We start from the raw sequence: 17,712 nt of genomic DNA, 5'->3' as shown, positions 1-17,712 counted from the left end.
TGCCCACAATGCTTACAGGAGACTGCTTCTAAGACCATTCACAAAGATGCTTGAATCAACGCAGTTAAGCCACTACCGAATTATTGCCGATATAGCAAAAAAAATAGGATTCGAACCGTTAGAATTGGCCGAACTTCACAGTCGAAATGGCCGTAAAAGGGATAGCTTTTTACGAGAAAGTGTACTTTGCATGAGAAAAACTTCGTGAACTAAATTAAAATCGCTGATTCCTTAAACCCGGGCCGCTCCCGCTTCTTCGACGCTTGCTCATACGCGTAACCCATAGCAAGTAACGGCCCTTCCTGATACGAGCCGGTCATAAACGAAAACCCGACGGGGAGGCCGTGAACGGTGCCCATCGGAACGGTTAAGTGGGGATAACCGGCCATAGCAGCAGGTGGGCAGAAGTAAAAACCGGTGTCGTAATCGCCGTTGATGAGGTCGATGCAGCAGGCGAAGCCGATGCTGGTGCCGGCGATGGCGTCTAGCTTGTTGGCTGCCATCAACTGGTCGATACGTTGCCGCCAACTTTTTGTTTTGGTCAGAGCGTCGGTGTATTCTTTGCTGGTTAGATCACCCTTGGCTTCGCTGCTTTCGAGGATTTCCTGCTTGAAATACGGCATGGCTTTGGTTGCGTTCTGCTGGTTGAACGTAATGACCTCGGCTAAGGATTTTACTCGTGCGTTGGCTTTCGATAGGTAGCGATTCAAGCCATCTTTAAACTCATATTGCAGCACCGTAAATTCGGCTCCGCCCGTTTCCCGAAGTCCTTTGCGCAACTCCACTTCTACGACCGTAGCGCCCTGTTTTTTCAGTACGTCGATAGCCGCTTTGTATAAGGCCACTACGTCCTCATGGCCTTCCAGAAACGATTTTTCGATACCGATACGTTTGCCCGACAAACTATCTGCTTTCAGAAATTGGGTATAATCGGTTACGCTCTTCCCACGACTTTCGAGGGTGACAGTATCCTCCGCGTCAATACCCACAAGAGCTCCCAGCAAAATAGCCGCATCTGTTACGGTACGTGCCATGGGACCAGCGGTGTCTTGGGTGTGCGAAATGGGAATGATGCCGCTGCGGCTGACCAGTCCGACGGTTGGTTTAAGGCCAACCAAGCCGCAATGTGATGAAGGTGCAATGATGGAGCCGTCGGTTTCGGTGCCAACCGCTACGGCGCATAGATTAGCCGCTACCGCTGCACCAGAACCTGAACTAGAGCCACTCGGATTACGGTCCAGTACGTAGGGATTTCGCGTCTGACCTCCCCGACTGCTCCAGCCGCTGGTTGATCGCGTTGAGCGAAAATTAGCCCACTCGCTTAGGTTAGTTTTACCCAGAATCACTGCTCCGGCTTTTCGCAGCTGCGCCACCACAAACGCATCTTTAGCGGCTTTGTGTCCTTCCAAAGCCAGCGAACCAGCGGTGGTCATCATCTGGTCGCCGGTGTCGATGTTGTCTTTGATGAGAATCGGAATACCGTGCATTGGGCCCCGGAGTTTGCCGTCTTTTCGTTCCCCATCCAGGGTTTTTGCCATCGTCAGAGCATCGGGGTTGATTTCAATGACGGAATTCAGGTGCGGCCCTTTTTTGTCAATGGCATCAATACGGTCCAGATAAAGTTTGGTAATGGCTTCGGAAGTAAGCTCACCCGACTGCATTTTGTGTTGAAGATCGTTGATGGTCAACTCATTGAGCGCGAACGTATCAACAAAAGGCGCGTCTGTATTTTCTGATTTTTCAGATTGGGGAGAGGAGCAAGCCGCCAGCGATGTGGCGGATACGGAAACAATTGAACTGGTTTTAATAAAGCTACGTCGGTTCATAGGATAAATCGGCGAAATGCGGGATGACACAAACGCACAAATTACCAAATTTTGGTATGTCTGCACCAACGTAGCAGCGCTACGTTTATGCCAACACGCCCTGAAATAAGCCCAGCCGTTCGCGGAGGACGTAGCTGCTCACATCCGAATTCCAGCCGCCCCGACCGCTTAGCGAAAAGATCCGTACATCGACTGGTAACGTAGCATATTTCTCCAGCGCTTTAAGCCACACACGTTGATCGCGGTAGGGAGCCAGCAACTGACGAGCCTGATTCAGCGCGCGGTGCTGGCGGGGAGACCAGATTGGACGAAGCCGGTAAGCAGCGCCCTGGCCGTTAAGCAGGTCGGGCAGAAATTGAGCGGGAATCAGCGGTAGTAATTCCGCCAGCAGATACAGCCCAAGTTCAACATTGAGCATCCGGTTGGCAACCATGCCAGGCAGCGCGTGCCGGAAGCGAAGGCGAGTGGCCAGCGGCTCCTGCCAACGTAACAAATTCGTCAGGCCGGGCCGAACGGTCAGAGGAGCAGAAGTCAATGCAGTGTTCATTAGTATCGTTGTTTTACTGTTCGTATCAAATTTCACACTCTCAGGACGTAATTATTTTACGTTGTTCTTTTTCCGCAACATTATTTTACAATTTATTTCAGCGCTCAGGCCGCAAATCGATTTTCGGGGAAAGAATAGACCCGAAATAAACCTTTGTCCTCAACAGCCCAGCCAGCTTCCTCAGCGGCTACATTGAGCCATTTCGATACTTCGGCCTCATACGATTGATACCCCTGATTGCGTAGAAATTGTTGAACAAGCAGTGTCGACGTACCGCCCTCGGCTACCATTAACGTAGCAGCGGCCTGAGACACCACAGAGGGCGTAATTGATTTCACAATTGTTTCCATTTCAGTTCGTGCGTTTACGCGTTTACAGCTATTTTTTGATCCACTTTATGACTCCAATGCGCCATTGAATCATCCGACGTAGCAAAGGAGCCGTGCCGCTAATTACGCTGCACAGGGAACGTATCAGTAGTGCGCTCACCCGTCCTCGTACCATCGTGTTCGTCAAGGTCATCATTGGTTGAATTGGTTGATAATCAGATAGTAATATTAACCAACCATCTGACGTAATGTTATAATCCGGTTCCGGAAGAAACCAACAGTTTTCTCGCCGAAGCGGCTGCGGTCGGCGCTGATATCGTATGCCTGTAATCGGTCGGGGATAGTCGTGTAGGCATCCAGCAGCGCCGACCATACGTTACGTTGCTGAATGTGGCTCAGCAGCATACGGCCGCGATTCAATAGTTTATGTTGTTTAGGTGTCCAGGTCGGCCGATCCAGGAACGACGTACCGTTATCGGCCAGCAGAGTAGGCAATGCGTCGGGCGGAGCCGTTGGCAGTAATTGCGACAACAGAAACAACCCCATTTCAATATCGAACAATTGACCTGCCGACAACGTAGCACGTTTACCAGAACGCGTAGCTGCCGATGAAGCCGACCATTGAGAAGACGTATTCAGCGCTGGAAAAAGCGAGGGCGTTAAGCCAGTTGAGCGATTCGAGTAGGTGTTCATAAGGGTGTTCATTAGTATTGTTATTTAAAATTCACAGAACAAAGTTCTACCGGCCAAAACGTAATCTTTTTACGTTCATCTTTTTTTGTGAAATTTTTTTTGATTGTTTTGTGGGGTAAAAGCTGGGATGCAGAAATGCACAGCTATACGCAGAGATTTATTTTAAAAATAACTCAGTGAATCTCCGTGTCTTTGCATCTCTGCGTCCCAGCTCTAATTCGAAAACTATGCCCATAACTCGTTCCGCCTTTCAACGTTATCGATTAATCGACGAGATTATCAGTCGATACCCGCGTCAGTATTCCAAGCAGCGTCTGTTCGAACTTTGCCAGGACAAATGCGGCATCCGTTCCATTTCGTCCTTGGAAAAAGATATTCAACGATTGCGCGAGGACCACGAAGCGCCCATCGCCTACGACAAACGACGTAACGGCTATTACTACACCGACCCGCAGTTTCGGCTGCTACGTTTGATGCTCTCGCCCGATGACATGGAAGCGCTCGACTACGCGCGTGAAGTACTTACGGCCACGCAGGGCGCATCGGTAGCGGGCGAACTGGCTAATGCGTTACAGAAAGTGCGGCAGAGTCTGGATATTATCCGGGAAGTGAAAACCGAAACGCTGACCCGGCGAGTGGTTTATGTAGAAGAGCGAATTCTGGGCGGAAACCGGCAGTACGTACCGGTATTGATTCGGGCGATCAATCAGAACCGGCAGATTTCGTTTCGATACTCGCGGCATGATAGTCCCGAAATCGACAATAAACTACGTACGTTGCATCCCATTCTGCTGCGTGAAGTGGCCGATAGCTGGTACGTAATTGGGTACGACGAAGCTTCTGGCAAAGAACGCACCTTCGCCTTTGACCGCATGCGCGACCTCGAACTGACCGACGACCTTTGCGAAGTGCCCCCAACGGTGCTCACCAACGTAAGCGAATTGTTCGAACACATTTACGGCATCACCGATAGCAGCGGCCCGGTCGAAGAAATACTCCTATCGTTCACTCCTTTGTTTGGCCGCTACGTCAAAGCCAAGCCCATTCACCAGACGCAGGAGGTGCTGAGTGACACCGATACCGAATGCGTAGTACGGCTGCGTCTGGCTCCCAACCGCGATCTGCTAATGCACCTACGCAGCTATGGCGAACACCTGACTGTCTTGCAGCCGGAGAGTCTGGTTCAGGAAATGAAAGAATCACTGGCTGCTACGTTGTCCCGATACGAGTTACCAACGTAGTGTCGATGTAGCCAGCCGTTCAGGCAGAATTTAGAAAAGAATTTGTTACCGCCTGCTACGTCGCTTGCGTACATAATCAGGCATATTTTAGCTATAAACAATCTATCTGTGGTACTATAGAAAGAAAAAGCTAAATAATTATACGATATGTTCACTCAAATACGTAGTGGTAACGTCTAAAGAAAATAGCGCCTGGATCAGCGTATCAAGACTGCACTAAACCTTCCATTCGTTGAATTGTTAACTTAGCCGTAACACTGCCGCGCCGTATGAATACGCAAATACGTTTAGCACTCGACCGTACACCTAATACAAACCATACCGGATTTTATGTAGCTCTGGCGAAAGGCGCTTATGAACAAGCCGGTCTTGATATAGAGTTTATTATTCCAGATCAGGAAAAATACCAGATGATGCCCGCCCGACGGGTAGCGCAGAACGATGCTCATCTGGCCATTACGCCTTCTGAAAGTGTAATCAGTTACCAAACCAATGGCACTCAGCTCATCGCTGTTGCTACGTTGCTAGCCCGCGATATTAGTGCTATTGTAACCCTCCGGGAGAGCGGAATCAGTCGCCCAAGCCAGTTAGATGGAAAGGTGTATGCCTCCTATGGAGCTCGTTATGAGGAAGATATCATTCGGCAGCTCGTTCAGAACGATGACGGACGCGGTAATTTCGTAGCCCATAAAATACCCTGGACGGGCATCTGGAAGGCGTTGCTCACCCGCGAAGTTGATGCCGCCTGGTTTTGGCTGACCTGGGAGGGCGTCAAAGCCGATATCGATGGTATTGATCTGAACCAGTTTCTGTTCGATGAATACGAAATTCCTTACGGCTACAACCCCGTTCTGACGGCGCATCAGGACTGGGCAAATCAAAATAAAGAAGCGCTGAGCCGTTTTCTGGAAGCAACAGCAGCTGGCTTTCGATTTGCCGTGAAAAACCCGGACGATGCCGCCCGAATTCTCATGAAAACGGCGAATCACCCGTCTCTTAGCAATCGAAACTTCGTGGAGCAGAGCCAGCAAATGGTATCGGGCTATTATCTGGACGGCGATGGGCATTGGGGATTGATGCACCGGAGCGTCTGGATGTCGTTTATGAACTGGATGATTCGTAACCGGATGCTAACCTCTTCCGAAGGTGAAATCATTCAGCAAATGGACGTTAATACCCTCTTTACCAACGAATACCTTGAGGGTGTTCCGACGATTGTGAGACTTTGATAAGATGTATGAAGTAGGGTATATGATATATTCCCCTACGCTGCAACACTTATATTATACATCCTATCTCAGACATAAAAACTTATCCTCCAATCGTAGCCATCGACTCGGTCACGGTGTCGCGTTGTTGCTCGGCTTCGAAGCCGTTGAGTGGCCGATGGGCGAACGCTTTCTGAAAGGCTGCTATCAGTTCGGTATCTGATGCACCCGAACGTAGCATGGCCCGAATATCGAGTACTCCGTTGTCGTAGAGACAGGTTTTAAGCGTGCCCTGAGCAGTCAGGCGAATTCGGTTGCAGGTGCCGCAAAAGGTACGACTGAAAGCAGCAATTATACCAATCGTGCCCAGATGCCCCGGAACCTGATACGTGGCCGCCGTTGAAAATGGAGAATCAGTGAGTTTCTGCAAATCCGGAAAGAACTCACGCAGTTCATCGGCAATACGTTGGTGCGTCCAGTAGAGAACCGGGTAATGAGTGCCTTCACCGTTGAACGGCATTTCTTCAATAAACCGCACATCAATCGGGAAGGATCGAGTTAGTTCGGAAAGCGGACGCAAATCTTCTATGTTTTGCCCGTCCATCACTACCGCATTGAGTTTAGTCTGAATACCTGCGTCCAGCAGCGCGTCGAGGGTTTTCAGAACGGCTGGCAATTCATCGCGACGTGTGATTTTTCGAAACCGTTCCCTGTCTAACGTATCGAGACTCAGGTTCACGGATTTAACGCCCATAGCTGCTAAATCCACTACGTGTGGGGCCGTCAAAACACCGTTGGTCGTTATGGATACATCTGTGAGTCCGTCAATTGCTGCCAACCGATGTAAAAAACCCATCAAGCCCGATCGCACAAACGGCTCTCCGCCCGTGATACGTACTTTATGCACACCTAACTGCGCCAGCACACGTACCACTCGCTCCATTTCTTCATAGGTCAACACCTGATGTTTGGGCAGGTACTTGATACCTTCTTCTGGCATACAATAAAAGCACCGCAAATTGCAGCGGTCAGTTACAGCCAGCCGGAGATAGGTAATGGGACGGTTATGGTTGTCGTAAATCATCGGTTTTGGACTAACACAAAATTACAACTTTTGATTGCAATAATGTATTTGTAACGGGGTTGGGCCAATACGTTCGACGTATCGAAAATAGACGTATGACTATATACGCCGACGATGTATGTGCTGCTAAAAGCAGAAATTATCCGATACGGCCTATTATTTGTTTAAAAATTAGTATTATTTTTGAACAAACTTTCCTTATTGAGTTCGTGAGAAAAGCAGTTTCTATTGGTCTTTTTGGCTTACTCCTCTACCACACACTGGCCTATGTGCTGGTGTTTGTGGGTACGTGGTGGCAGGCCGAGCACGACCTGTCGGAGCGGCTTTTGGTGTATCGCTCCGTCGATAGTATTGTTGAATTCCAGATTCCGCTGAAGGATAAGCCCGATGCCAGTGCCATTGCAAGTACTACGTCGGATGGATTCACGTATCGGGGGCAGTATTATTCGGTAGTGAGCATGGAGATTCAGGGTGATACGTTGCATATCGCTGGCCTTCAGTCGGAAAGCCATTCGTTCTGGCGTAGTGATTTACTGTCATTTCTCAACAAACACATTGCCGGTGCTACCGATTCGCAGCAAAAAGCGAATCAATTCCTGAAGTTTCTGTTGAAAGAATATTCGCCCAATCCGCGAGTTATTTTTAGTTTTCTTGCCCCTCAATGGCGCGAAGCTATTCGCATTCCAGACGTATTGTTTGTGATTGCCGCCCGTGCCCTACCTGTACATTCGCCCCCTCCCGAAATCTGATTGGCATTACCAATCGTGTGCTACGTGCCTGTTTTCTTCCGAAACAAGTCGGTTAGTTGATGCCGTCCTGTGGGAATGAATAATGCTTAATGAATTATACGTACAGGGTGGTTATCAACCGTTTGCTATTTATTCGTTAAACGCTTTTCATTAGGACTACGCTACTACGTCCCGGAAAGGATCTACTGCTCACGATGCAGGTGATACGTAATGAATAATGCTTGATAGTCTGGCTGTTAGACTAATTATTCATTACGCATTGACCATTAATTTTTCTTTTCCAACTCAGATAATCTTACTTATGAAATCGATTTTTACCATCGCTTTGGCGGCTGCGTATACATTATTTTTTACCTCAAAGACGTTGGCGCAGGGTTGCGTGGCCGTCCGGCACATGAGTTGTTCGGCGCCCGGCGGTGCTACGTCGGCCGATTTTTTTAAGCAACGTAGCGGACACTGGCAGGTGTCGGCGGGGTACCGTTATTTTCGATCGTTTCGCCACTACAAAGGCGACGTAGAGCAGCACGAACGACTCGAACAAAACACCGAAGTTGTCAACGTATCGCACGCGCTCGATCTGGGGCTGACTTACATGGTGAATCAGCGGCTGTCGTTTTCGGCGAATTTGCCGATTCAGTATAACGACCGCTCGTCGCTGTATGAACATTATGGCAACGCTGTAGCGCAGAATCCGCAGCAGAAACGGTTTCACACAGGGTCGCAGGGAATCGGTGATCTGCGTATTTCGGGAAGCTACTGGCTGATCAATCCAGTGAAACTTCCTAAAGTGAATCTGGCAGTAGGAGCGGGTATCAAATTACCAACAGGCAATTCTGGCGTAACCGATGATTACCACAAGCTGACCAAAGAAGGTACTGACTACGTAGTGAATAAGCCGGTTGACCAGTCGATTCAGTTAGGCGATGGGGGCGTGGGTGCCAGCATCGAGCTTCAGGGGTATGCACAACTCACCAGTACGTTAACGGTTTATGCCAACGGCTTTTACCTGTTCAATCCACGCGAAACCAACGGTGTTGTTCGCAATCCTGAAGTGTCGACCATCGATCTGGTAACCGGCTCGTTCTCCGTCGCCGACCAGTTTGCGGCTCGTCTGGGATTGTCGCAATCCATTAAAGCGATTCCGGGTTTGTCGGTGATGCTGGGTGGCCGGGTTGAAGGTGTACCGGCTACCGATGCGTTCGGTGGCAGTTCGGGTTTCCGGCGTCCGGGATATATCGTGTCGGTAGAGCCGGGCCTGTCGTACATGCGTAACAAAACGTCGGTAGCCGCAACCGTTCCGGTGGCTGTGTATCGCAATCGTATTAAAAGCTATTCCGACCGACTCGATCCACTGGGTGTTCGTCATGGCGACGCGGCTTTTGCTGATTACCTGATTTCGGTAAACGTATCACGCTGGTTTTAGCAACTGAAAGCTGTCTGGAGCCGATCTCACTGTTTCAGACAGCTTTCGCCAATTGATTAATAACCTTGATAATTCGTTTTTAGTAACTGTACAATCCAATTTATGAAAACAAGTCTAAAAAAGCTGGCCGTTGCTTTATTGATGGCCCCGCTGGCTGCTCACGCGCAGATGCCTCACGATGCCATTTACATGAGTAAAGGACAGGTATGTGTGGCGGCTATGTATGGGCATAGCTCCTGGAAAGAATACTGGGAAAATTCGTTCAAACGCGAAAATTTCAACATTGGTACGCACACCACTCAGAGTGTCATGCTCATGCCGGCCATTGGTATCAGCAATCGGGTCAACATTATTCTAAGCATTCCCTACGTCTGGACCAGCACGAGCGCGGGCAACCTGATGGGGCAGAAAGGCATTCAGGACCTTTCGGCCTGGCTGAAAGTGAAAGTTTTGAATACAGGTGGCTTCTCGCTGCACGGCGTTATAGGCGGATCGATTCCGGTTGGTAACTACGTGCCGGATTTTCTTCCCATGTCGATTGGAATGCAGTGCCGCACAGCCACAGGGCGGTTGATAGCGAGCTACAAAGAGCCAAAAACGGGGCTGTACGTAACGGCACATGGAAGCTATGGCTGGCGCAGTACGATAAAAGTAGATCGCGATGCCTATCAGGCTGATGATCGGGTTTATAATACAAATATGGTAAGTGTTCCAAATACGTATGATGCGGGCATTCGGCTAGGCGTACAACGGAAAGGCTGGCAGACAGAAGTGTGGGCAGAACGTAACAACTGTCTGAGTGGCGACAACATCCGCCGGAACGATATGCCATTTCCGACCAACAATATGAAGGCTACGTCGGTAGGTTGGTACGGTAAAGTACAGCCACGTAACATCGGCATTAACGCCCGTGTCGGCTATGTAGTTGACGGATTAAATGCAGGACAGAGCACGAGCTACATGGTGGGTCTGCTTTATCAAATCAATTTCAAAAAATAAGCTATCTCTATGAAACGCTATAAAAAGTTGCTCGTGATCGGTGGTGCCATTACCGTACTGGCCAGTTCCCTGATTTCCTGCGATAAAACCATTTCTGAAACCCAACGTGTTGGCTATACTCCGACGAGCGTAGACGAGAAAGCTGGTACGTGGAAAACCTACGTTTTGACGTCGCCCAACGACGTAACGGTTGCAACACCAGCCACTACGTCATCAGCCGAATATCAGGCTGACCTGGCTGATTTGAAATCGAAATCGGCCTCACTAACGCAGGCGCAACAGGAAGCTGTGGTATATTGGGGCACCGGGGCCGTGTATCGCTGGAACGAAATTGCCCGCGAACTATGCGCCCGGTACAACATACCTCCCGCATCGACTGCCGATGGCAAATACCCGGTTCCTGATGCCGCCAATCCGCTGGCCGATCCGAAATTTCCGTTTGCCAACCCACCCTACTCGGCTCGTGCACTGGCGTATGTGGCTGTAGCCCAGTATGATGCGCTGGTAGCAACCTGGAGTGCCAAGTACAAATTCAACCGGGCCGCCCCTTCGAAAGTTGATCCCAGTATACGTGTGGCGTTGTCGGTAACAACTATTCCGACGTATCCGTCTGAAGATGCCGTAGTCGCTGCTGCGTCGGCGGTGGTGCTGAAAGCCATGTTTCCAGGTGAAGTGCCATTTATTGATGCCAAACTGGCTGAAAGTCAGAACAGTCGTTTGTGGGCTGGCATGAACGTAAAGAGTGATCTGACGGCTGGCGTTGATCTGGGTAATCAGGTGGCAGCCAAGGTGATGACCCGCGCCCGCGCTGATGGAATGGGTGCTGCTAATAACCAGGCATTGACAGCTGGTATGATTGCTGATGCCCAAAAACGGGGATTGCGGGAAGCCTGGGTTAGCCAGGAGAGTCCTCTTCGGCCACCTATGCTGCCGAATTATGGTGCCGTGATGACCTGGAATTTCGATGCCGCAACCAAAGTCAAACTGCGCCCCGAAGCACCACCGGCTCTCGATAGCCCAGAGTTTACCAAAGCACTGGATGAGTTGAAGTCGATTGAGAAAAACCAGACGCGTGAGCAGGCACGTATCGCCAATTACTGGGCCGATGGCGCCGGTAGCTACACGCCACCAGGACACTGGGACCGTATAGCCGCTAATGCCGCCCACGAAGCGCGCTATAGCGAGGTACGTATGGCGCGGACGTTGGCCCTCGTTAATACGGCGGTTATGGATGCGGGCATCTGCTGCTGGGATACCAAATCGTACTATTACTATCCACGACCGCAACAGTTTGGCGTGAAAACATCGGTAGGTCTGCCAAATTTCCCGTCCTATACGTCGGGTCACTCGACTTTCTCGGCGGCTGCGGCTGTTGTGCTCGGAAGCGTTTTCCCCGAACGTACCAACGAGTTTTGGGAGCAGGCCAAAGACGCTTCGAACTCACGCATTTACGGACTCATTCACTACCGTTTCGACTGCGAAGCAGGACTGAGCGCCGGAAAAAACATTGGCACTTATGCCATCAATCGCGGTAAGGCCGATGGGTCTGGATTGTAACGGAATTCTGTATAAAATCAACGTATCGGCTGAACTGGCACAATAGTTGGAACGAACAGATAGGGCGCACATTTTCAGGGATTTGTTCCTGAAAATGTGCGTGCGTCTGACCCTGAAAATCGACAGTTTATTATGAAATACAACCGTACTAATAATAGCTATAAGAAGGGAGCGCTGCCCGCACTGATGGTCTATCTGCTAAGTGCCCAGATAGCTGCTGGTCAGCAGGATGCGGTCGATACGTTACGTTCCCGCACGCTGAATCCGGTCACGGTTCGGGGTGTCCGCTCGACCGTAATGGAAGCCTTGCCTGAAGTACATGGTACGTATCTGATGGGTGGTAAACGTAGTGAAGTGGTTCGCCTTTCAGATATCGACGTAAACGTAGCCGAGAAAACTCCTCGCCTGATTTTTTCCCGAATTCCCGGCGTGTTTGTCTATGATATGGACGGAACAGCCAATCAGATCAACGTATCAACACGTGGCCTCGACCCCCACCGCTCCTGGGAAAATAACATCCGACAGAACGGCGTCATTACCAATTCCGATATGTATGGCTATCCCGCCAGCCACTACTCGGCCCCGATGGAAAGCATTGAGCGGATTGAGATGGTACGGGGTACAGCTTCCTTGCAATACGGAGCCCAGTTTGGCGGTATGCTCAACTACGTAACAAAAGGGGCCGATACGACACGTAAGTTTGGGTTCGAAACCATTAACTCAGTGGGCTCTTTTGGCCTGTTGAGTACGTACAATGCCATCGGTGGACGAATCGGCAAATTAACGTACTATGCCTATTATTACCGACGTCACTCGGATGGGTATCGGGAAAACAGCCGATCTGAGTCCGAAGCGCAGTTTGGGCGGCTGCATTTTCAGGCAAACCCTCGGCTGGGAATCACAGCTGAACTGGGGCGTTCTATGTACCTGTATCGAATTCCCGGTCAGCTAACCGATGCCATGTTTGCTCAGGACCCGCGTCAATCGACTCGCAGCCGAAACTACTTCAATCCAGATATTTACATTCCATCGCTGAAGTTTGACTGGCAACTTTCGGATCGTACGCGGCTGCTCTGGACAAACTCGGCTGTATTGGGCGACCGTAACAGCGTGTTATTTGACCGGCTGGCGAACGTACCGGACACCATCAGCCGTGTTACGCGGACGTACGCGGCCCGGCAAGTCGACATCGACAATTTCAACAGCTACACGTCCGAACTTCGTATACTGCACCGGTATCGTATCGGTTCAGTTCAGGCTACGGCAGCAACAGGTGTGCAATTGATTAGTACGGACTTACACCGTCGGCAACTCGGCGGGGGCAGTACCGATACCGATTTCGACTTGTCGCTGGCGAGTCCGTTCCGACGCGATATGCACTTCCGCAGCAAAAACATAGCAGTATTTGCCGAAAGCCAGTTTTCGCTGACCAACCGACTTACGGTGTCGCCCGGTATTCGTGTGGAGAATGGAAAAACGGAATTTCGGGGCATGATCGATTACTACGATCCTGTCAACCTGCCAACCGACATTAGCCATAAGTTCGCCTTGCTGGGTATCAACGCACAATATCGAATCAACCAGTTTGTGAAACTGTATGGCGGTTGGTCGCAATCGTATCGTCCGGTGATTTTCAAGGACATCATTCCGACTTCGGTGTACGAACGTATCGACAAGGGTCTGAAAGATGCTTTTGGGTATAACGCTGAGGTAGGCGTCGATGCGCACTGGCAGAATCTGCACATCAACATGACAGTTTTTGACTTGCTCTATCGCAACCGACTTGGTACGTTGCTGCTGAATAGCTCGGATGGTTCGACCTATATTTTCCGTACCAACATTGGCGACAGCCGCAGTACAGGTGTTGAAGCACTGATTGAAACGCAGTTGCTACGTACTGAGAAACTTCTGGTAAGTGGCTTTACGTCAACGGCTTATAATAACGCTCGTTACATCAGTGGCCGCGTTTCGGCGGGAACGGAGAACCGGACTGTTACGGGCAATCAGGTAGAGTCGGCTCCCCGCTGGACAAGTCGCAACGGCCTGACCGCCCGCTACGGAACCGCCAGCCTGACGCTGCAATACAGCTACGTCAGCGAAACGTTTTCCGATGCACTGAATACCGCCACGCCTTCGGCAAATGGAGCCATTGGACCAGTACCTTCGTATGGCCTGTTGGATTTGAACGGAAGCTGGCGCGTGCGGAAAGGACTGCATATCCGTGGAAGTATCAGCAACCTGGCCAACAGACAATATTTCACGAAACGACCGACATTCTATCCAGGAGCTGGAATCTGGCCATCCGACGGACGTAGCGCCACGCTGACGGTAGGTTTAACCATCTGATAGGTTAGGCAGAATTCCTTAGTCCTTTCGGATTAAGTTCTCTAATTTTAGTACGATTTATTCAATCATAGGTTAGTTGCAGTACCCGGTTGCCTTGCGGCCGGGTACTCTTTTATTATAGTTACTAATTTTAATAAAAAAGTTGCATATTATTTTAAGGTATTGATAATGAATTATTAATGTTCTGGTAATGATGAATCTGAAATGTAACGGAAATAAAGTGATCGATTTATTTATGCTACGTATGATTTCATGAAAATGGTTTAGGGAAGAACAGATATTTTGGATTTTTGCAAGTTTAGAAAAAGGCTTAGCCATTCCGTTTGATAAGCAATCAACTAACAATATCAGACCGAAATGAACGAAACAGAACAACTCTTGAAACAATTACTGGAAAAGAACTAATACGTTCCTCCGGCTCAGGATGTAGTGAAGATGGATGCTACGTTGCTCAAAAAGATTGAGAAACTCACCCTCTACAATAGTCAACTGGAGAAAGCCAATCGTCAGCAACAGCAGAAGCGGCAAACGCTACGTATCGCCAATAGCCAACTCACCGAAAAGGTGCAGGTATTAGAAGCCCAACAGCAACAAAGCCAGCAGGAATTGCGGGCCATTCAACAACTTTTGCAGAAAGTCCTCAAAAATCAGGAAGGTTCTAAATAATAGCAGTCGATAGCCCGACGTTGATTTCTGGTAAAGGCTTAGTACCAACGTCGGCCCGTCGGTAGCAACGTAGCATTCAACTTCTGTCTATTCGTGCAGAATATTCTTTGCCAACGCCCATATTTCGGCTGAACAACCCATTTTTGTGTGTCTAAAACAGCCGTATGCGACTTATTTATTTTTTCCTCATTGCATTCACGATCCTCGGTTTTGTCCAGCCGATTCACGCACAGGGCCTTATGGACGGGTTTATGCGGGGGGCACGTAACGGGAGCCTCGGCATTATCGCGTCGCAGGAAACCTACGATACGTACTACGTCAACAAAACCGAAACCCGTAATCCGAATCTCGGAACCGTCACTACGCAGGCTCTGACCGTAATGGCCACCTATGGCCTCGGCTACGACCTTGATCTGATTGTAGCGGCCCCTTACGTTAGAACCGAAGCCAGTGCAGGTTACTGGGCAAAACAGGAAGGATTTCAGGACGTATCGGCTGCGCTACGTTGGGAAGCTTACGACTATAAGTTCGGCAATACGCGCTTGTCGTGGCTGTTTGGGCTAGGCTATTCCATTCCGATGCAGAACTACGTAAACGACGCGATGGTGGCTATCGGAAAAGGTTCCCGTAATCTCGACGGACGTACCATTCTGCATTTTAAAGCGCCTTCGTTCTTCATAACCGGCCAATACGGCTACATCCGTAGGGGGCAGGTTTCCCTCGACCACCCGGTGAATTTCTACGATCCTAGTCAGCTTTTGCCCTACGGTGGCTCGAAAGTGAATGTACCGGATGTTACTGAATTGATTGTTCAGGCGGGTATTGTTTCAAAATGGTTTAATATCAACGTTTGGGGACAACGCCAAACGCCTTACAACGAAGGGACGAATATCGGTCCCAGTATTCCATACCCAACCAATGCTATCGGATTCACACGGGTGGGCGCCACCGCTTATCTGCGCTTGCTGAAACAACTTGGCATAACCGGCAGCTACGGCGCCACCCTCGACGGACGTAACACCGGCAAAAGTACATTGCTAAGCGCAGGGCTAATTGTTGGTTACTGGAATAATAACAGGTAAGTAACGCGGGTTTCCACCCGCAGTCTGTATTTCAAAACTGCGGGTGGAAACCCGCGTTACACATTCAAATGAGAACAATTTTTTCGATCATACTGACAAGTAGTTTTGTGTTTTGGGTGGTAGGCTGCAAGGAACCAACCATCGACGAAGGTATTCTGCCCTTCACCGACATCACGGCAGTCGATGCTAACGGTGGTAACTGGCGAACGGTGATATTGCCATCAGCTACTACCATCAGCGTTCCTCAGCCGACAGCTACTACGTCGGCTACGTATCAAAAGGAACTGAGCGATGTAAAAACCAGTGTACAGAGCGCAACTCCCGAACAGAATACGGCTGTCAACTACTGGGCAGCAGGAGGTGTGCTACGTTGGAATCAGATTGCCCGCCAACTGGTAGCGAAGTACAACATCGTGCCGGGTTACGATGCCGCTACGGGACAGACAACACCCGCTGAATCGGCCAATGCGCTGGCTGGTGCTCCGTTTGCGGCACGTGTGTATGCAATCCTGAGCGTAGCGCAATACGACGCGCTTGTGGTAGCCTGGCGGGCAAAGTATCAGTATAATCGTCCATCGCTTGATAAACAGGGCGTTATTGCCCGCGTTCCCGTTTTGGACGTACCGTCGTATCCATCGGAAGATGCGGCTGTTGCCGAAGCCTCCTCTCAGGCGCTGGCCTATTTATTCCCGAGCGAAGCGGCCTGGCTGAAAGCCAAAGCTACTGAACACAAACAGAGTCGACTATATGCCGGTGCCTGCGTCCCGAGCGACCTAAAGGCAGGAGAAGATCTCGCCAATGCCGTCATGGCCCGTGTGCTTGTTCGCGCCAAAAGCGACCGGTTCGCGACCGCCGACGATCCGACAAACACCTGGCAAACAGCACTTACCAGAGCATCGTATGACCAGAAATGGAAAAGTCTGGAACTGCCTGCCCGTTCGCCTTTGCTGCCACTGGCCGGACGCGTGAAAACCTGGTTCGATTCCACAACCATTTATCGGGCACTACCCACAGCCCCTCCGGCCACTACGTCTGCTGATTTTCAGAAAGCGATAACTGAGGTTCAGGACGTAGCAAACAGCCGAACCCGCGACCAGTGGCGTATTGCCAATTATTGGGCCAACGGAAACAATACGTATGGATTAGCAGGATTATGGAATGCGCTGGCCGAAGACCTCATTCGGCAGGTAGGGCAGAATGAACTGCGGGCAGCCCGTACATATTCTCTTTTAAATCGGGTGATGCAGGATGGCGAAACGGCAGCCTGGGCTACTAAATATACCTACTTTGTGCCGCGCCCCTCACAGATAAACCCAGCCATTAAAACGGCAATTCCCATCCCTAATACGCCATCTTACGTAGCAGACCAGGCCACAGTATCGACAGCTGCTGCGCTGATTTTAGCCCATCTTTTTCCGAACGAAGCGACTAACCTGAATGCACAGGCAACCGAAGCGGCTATGGCAGGTTTGTATAGTGGCACGCAGTATCGGTTTGATAATGAGCGGGGAACGCAGTTGGGTACTGTAATTGGGCAGCAGGCCATCAATGGCGCTAAGGCTGACGGAGCTAACTAATAACGCTTTGTGTTGGAAGGTTTGCAAAAATATATTGACAGCAAGGCAGTAAAACCGTTTAATATATTTATTAGTTTAGTCTAAAATGTGTCTTCTCCCTAATCAAGAAGTCTAAAGTAGACCAACACCCCAAAACATGGACACAATTCACTATCTCAACGAGGAAAAGCCACTGAATGGCGAGCTGGAACAATTAATCGACACGGATGGATTAGAGAAATTTTGTGATCTAATCATCAACTGGAATGGACGTGGTGTATCGCCAAATGTGAAATTTCAACGCATTCGGGAAGTATGGAGGCTGGCGCAACGTGACTCTGAGTGAGGACATATTGTAGAGGCTGGTTCTTGCACCTACCTCCACAATACCCTGAAAAAAATACCC

17 protein-coding genes are annotated in these 17,712 nt (G+C 49.9%); 11 read left to right on the top strand and 6 right to left on the bottom strand.

Annotated features, from left to right (window positions below; all coding sequences use genetic code 11):
* Positions 1 to 209: 209 nt before the first annotated feature.
* From IC229_RS15940 to IC229_RS15920, 5 genes are all read right to left on the bottom strand, one after another.
* Positions 210 to 1,826, bottom strand: coding sequence for an amidase (locus IC229_RS15940; protein WP_190887991.1), 1,617 nt, complete (start codon positions 1,824 to 1,826; stop codon positions 210 to 212).
* Positions 1,827 to 1,911: 85 nt separating this feature from the next.
* Positions 1,912 to 2,373, bottom strand: a complete 462-nt coding sequence (locus IC229_RS15935) for a pPIWI_RE_Z domain-containing protein (RefSeq protein ID WP_190887990.1) — start codon at positions 2,371 to 2,373, stop codon at positions 1,912 to 1,914.
* Between the two features lie 104 nt (positions 2,374 to 2,477).
* Positions 2,478 to 2,723, bottom strand: a complete 246-nt coding sequence (locus IC229_RS15930; protein WP_190887989.1) for a hypothetical protein — start codon at positions 2,721 to 2,723, stop codon at positions 2,478 to 2,480.
* A gap of 28 nt (positions 2,724 to 2,751) precedes the next feature.
* Positions 2,752 to 2,898 carry a hypothetical protein gene (locus IC229_RS15925; RefSeq protein WP_190887988.1) on the bottom strand — a complete coding sequence of 49 codons (147 nt, stop codon included), beginning with the start codon at positions 2,896 to 2,898 and terminating at the stop codon, positions 2,752 to 2,754.
* Between the two features lie 32 nt (positions 2,899 to 2,930).
* Positions 2,931 to 3,407, bottom strand: coding sequence for a pPIWI_RE_Z domain-containing protein (locus IC229_RS15920; RefSeq protein ID WP_190887987.1), 477 nt, complete (start codon positions 3,405 to 3,407; stop codon positions 2,931 to 2,933).
* A 215-nt stretch (positions 3,408 to 3,622) separates the two neighbouring features.
* Here IC229_RS15920 and IC229_RS15915 point away from each other — a divergent pair, with 215 nt between their 5' ends.
* Both IC229_RS15915 and IC229_RS15910 read left to right on the top strand, forming a co-directional pair.
* Complete coding sequence (locus IC229_RS15915) at positions 3,623 to 4,636, top strand: helix-turn-helix transcriptional regulator (RefSeq protein ID WP_190887986.1); 1,014 nt, start codon at positions 3,623 to 3,625, stop codon at positions 4,634 to 4,636.
* Positions 4,637 to 4,905: 269 nt separating this feature from the next.
* Positions 4,906 to 5,865, top strand: a complete 960-nt coding sequence (locus IC229_RS15910) for an ABC transporter substrate-binding protein (protein ID WP_190887985.1) — start codon at positions 4,906 to 4,908, stop codon at positions 5,863 to 5,865.
* A gap of 82 nt (positions 5,866 to 5,947) precedes the next feature.
* Here IC229_RS15910 and moaA read toward each other — a convergent pair whose 3' ends face one another.
* Positions 5,948 to 6,928: a GTP 3',8-cyclase MoaA gene (gene moaA, locus IC229_RS15905; protein WP_190887984.1), complete on the bottom strand. Its 981-nt coding sequence runs from the start codon at positions 6,926 to 6,928 to the stop codon at positions 5,948 to 5,950.
* 209 nt (positions 6,929 to 7,137) lie between these two features.
* Here moaA and IC229_RS15900 point away from each other — a divergent pair, with 209 nt between their 5' ends.
* The 9 genes from IC229_RS15900 (at position 7,138) to IC229_RS15860 (ending at position 17,652) form a co-directional block, all read left to right on the top strand.
* Positions 7,138 to 7,677: a hypothetical protein gene (locus IC229_RS15900; protein WP_190887983.1), complete on the top strand. Its 540-nt coding sequence runs from the start codon at positions 7,138 to 7,140 to the stop codon at positions 7,675 to 7,677.
* A gap of 301 nt (positions 7,678 to 7,978) precedes the next feature.
* Entirely contained in the window at positions 7,979 to 9,100 is a 1,122-nt protein-coding gene (locus IC229_RS15895; RefSeq protein WP_190887982.1) for a hypothetical protein, read from the top strand.
* 102 nt (positions 9,101 to 9,202) lie between these two features.
* Positions 9,203 to 10,099 carry a hypothetical protein gene (locus tag IC229_RS15890; protein WP_190887981.1) on the top strand — a complete coding sequence of 299 codons (897 nt, stop codon included), beginning with the start codon at positions 9,203 to 9,205 and terminating at the stop codon, positions 10,097 to 10,099.
* 9 nt (positions 10,100 to 10,108) lie between these two features.
* The gene (locus IC229_RS15885; protein WP_190887980.1) at positions 10,109 to 11,656 is read left to right on the top strand and encodes a phosphatase PAP2 family protein; all 1,548 of its coding nucleotides are present in this window, start codon (positions 10,109 to 10,111) and stop codon (positions 11,654 to 11,656) included.
* Positions 11,657 to 11,788: 132 nt separating this feature from the next.
* Entirely contained in the window at positions 11,789 to 14,002 is a 2,214-nt protein-coding gene (locus IC229_RS15880; protein ID WP_190887979.1) for a TonB-dependent receptor family protein, read from the top strand.
* Positions 14,003 to 14,437: 435 nt separating this feature from the next.
* Positions 14,438 to 14,668: a hypothetical protein gene (locus tag IC229_RS15875; protein ID WP_190887978.1), complete on the top strand. Its 231-nt coding sequence runs from the start codon at positions 14,438 to 14,440 to the stop codon at positions 14,666 to 14,668.
* A gap of 164 nt (positions 14,669 to 14,832) precedes the next feature.
* Positions 14,833 to 15,750 carry a hypothetical protein gene (locus IC229_RS15870; protein WP_223834014.1) on the top strand — a complete coding sequence of 306 codons (918 nt, stop codon included), beginning with the start codon at positions 14,833 to 14,835 and terminating at the stop codon, positions 15,748 to 15,750.
* 68 nt (positions 15,751 to 15,818) lie between these two features.
* A complete protein-coding gene (locus IC229_RS15865; protein ID WP_190887977.1) occupies positions 15,819 to 17,327 on the top strand; it encodes a phosphatase PAP2 family protein in 1,509 nt (502 codons plus the stop codon).
* Between the two features lie 136 nt (positions 17,328 to 17,463).
* Entirely contained in the window at positions 17,464 to 17,652 is a 189-nt protein-coding gene (locus IC229_RS15860; protein WP_190887976.1) for a hypothetical protein, read from the top strand.
* The last annotated feature ends 60 nt before the right edge of the window (positions 17,653 to 17,712 follow it).

Source organism: Spirosoma profusum, from assembly GCF_014699005.1.
Taxonomy (GTDB): Bacteria; Bacteroidota; Bacteroidia; order Cytophagales; family Spirosomataceae; genus Spirosoma; species Spirosoma profusum.
Note: the sequence above shows the minus strand (reverse complement) of the source record. Positions and strands in the feature narration are given on the sequence as shown.

Excerpts from the sequence above, each read along its gene's own strand:
- IC229_RS15895 (WP_190887982.1), top strand. The coding sequence starts at position 7,979 with ATGAAATCGATTTTTACCATCGCTTTGGCGGCTGCGTATACATTATTT.
- IC229_RS15875 (WP_190887978.1), top strand. The coding sequence starts at position 14,438 with ATGGATGCTACGTTGCTCAAAAAGATTGAGAAACTCACCCTCTACAAT.
- IC229_RS15935 (WP_190887990.1), bottom strand. The coding sequence starts at position 2,373 with ATGAACACTGCATTGACTTCTGCTCCTCTGACCGTTCGGCCCGGCCTG.
- IC229_RS15865 (WP_190887977.1), top strand. The coding sequence starts at position 15,819 with ATGAGAACAATTTTTTCGATCATACTGACAAGTAGTTTTGTGTTTTGG.
- IC229_RS15930 (WP_190887989.1), bottom strand. The coding sequence starts at position 2,723 with ATGGAAACAATTGTGAAATCAATTACGCCCTCTGTGGTGTCTCAGGCC.
- IC229_RS15915 (WP_190887986.1), top strand. The coding sequence starts at position 3,623 with ATGCCCATAACTCGTTCCGCCTTTCAACGTTATCGATTAATCGACGAG.
- moaA (WP_190887984.1), bottom strand. The coding sequence starts at position 6,928 with ATGATTTACGACAACCATAACCGTCCCATTACCTATCTCCGGCTGGCT.
- IC229_RS15880 (WP_190887979.1), top strand. The coding sequence starts at position 11,789 with ATGAAATACAACCGTACTAATAATAGCTATAAGAAGGGAGCGCTGCCC.
- IC229_RS15860 (WP_190887976.1), top strand. The coding sequence starts at position 17,464 with ATGGACACAATTCACTATCTCAACGAGGAAAAGCCACTGAATGGCGAG.
- IC229_RS15890 (WP_190887981.1), top strand. The coding sequence starts at position 9,203 with ATGAAAACAAGTCTAAAAAAGCTGGCCGTTGCTTTATTGATGGCCCCG.
- IC229_RS15920 (WP_190887987.1), bottom strand. The coding sequence starts at position 3,407 with ATGAACACCCTTATGAACACCTACTCGAATCGCTCAACTGGCTTAACG.
- IC229_RS15940 (WP_190887991.1), bottom strand. The coding sequence starts at position 1,826 with ATGAACCGACGTAGCTTTATTAAAACCAGTTCAATTGTTTCCGTATCC.
- IC229_RS15925 (WP_190887988.1), bottom strand. The coding sequence starts at position 2,898 with ATGATGACCTTGACGAACACGATGGTACGAGGACGGGTGAGCGCACTA.
- IC229_RS15910 (WP_190887985.1), top strand. The coding sequence starts at position 4,906 with ATGAATACGCAAATACGTTTAGCACTCGACCGTACACCTAATACAAAC.
- IC229_RS15885 (WP_190887980.1), top strand. The coding sequence starts at position 10,109 with ATGAAACGCTATAAAAAGTTGCTCGTGATCGGTGGTGCCATTACCGTA.
- IC229_RS15870 (WP_223834014.1), top strand. The coding sequence starts at position 14,833 with ATGCGACTTATTTATTTTTTCCTCATTGCATTCACGATCCTCGGTTTT.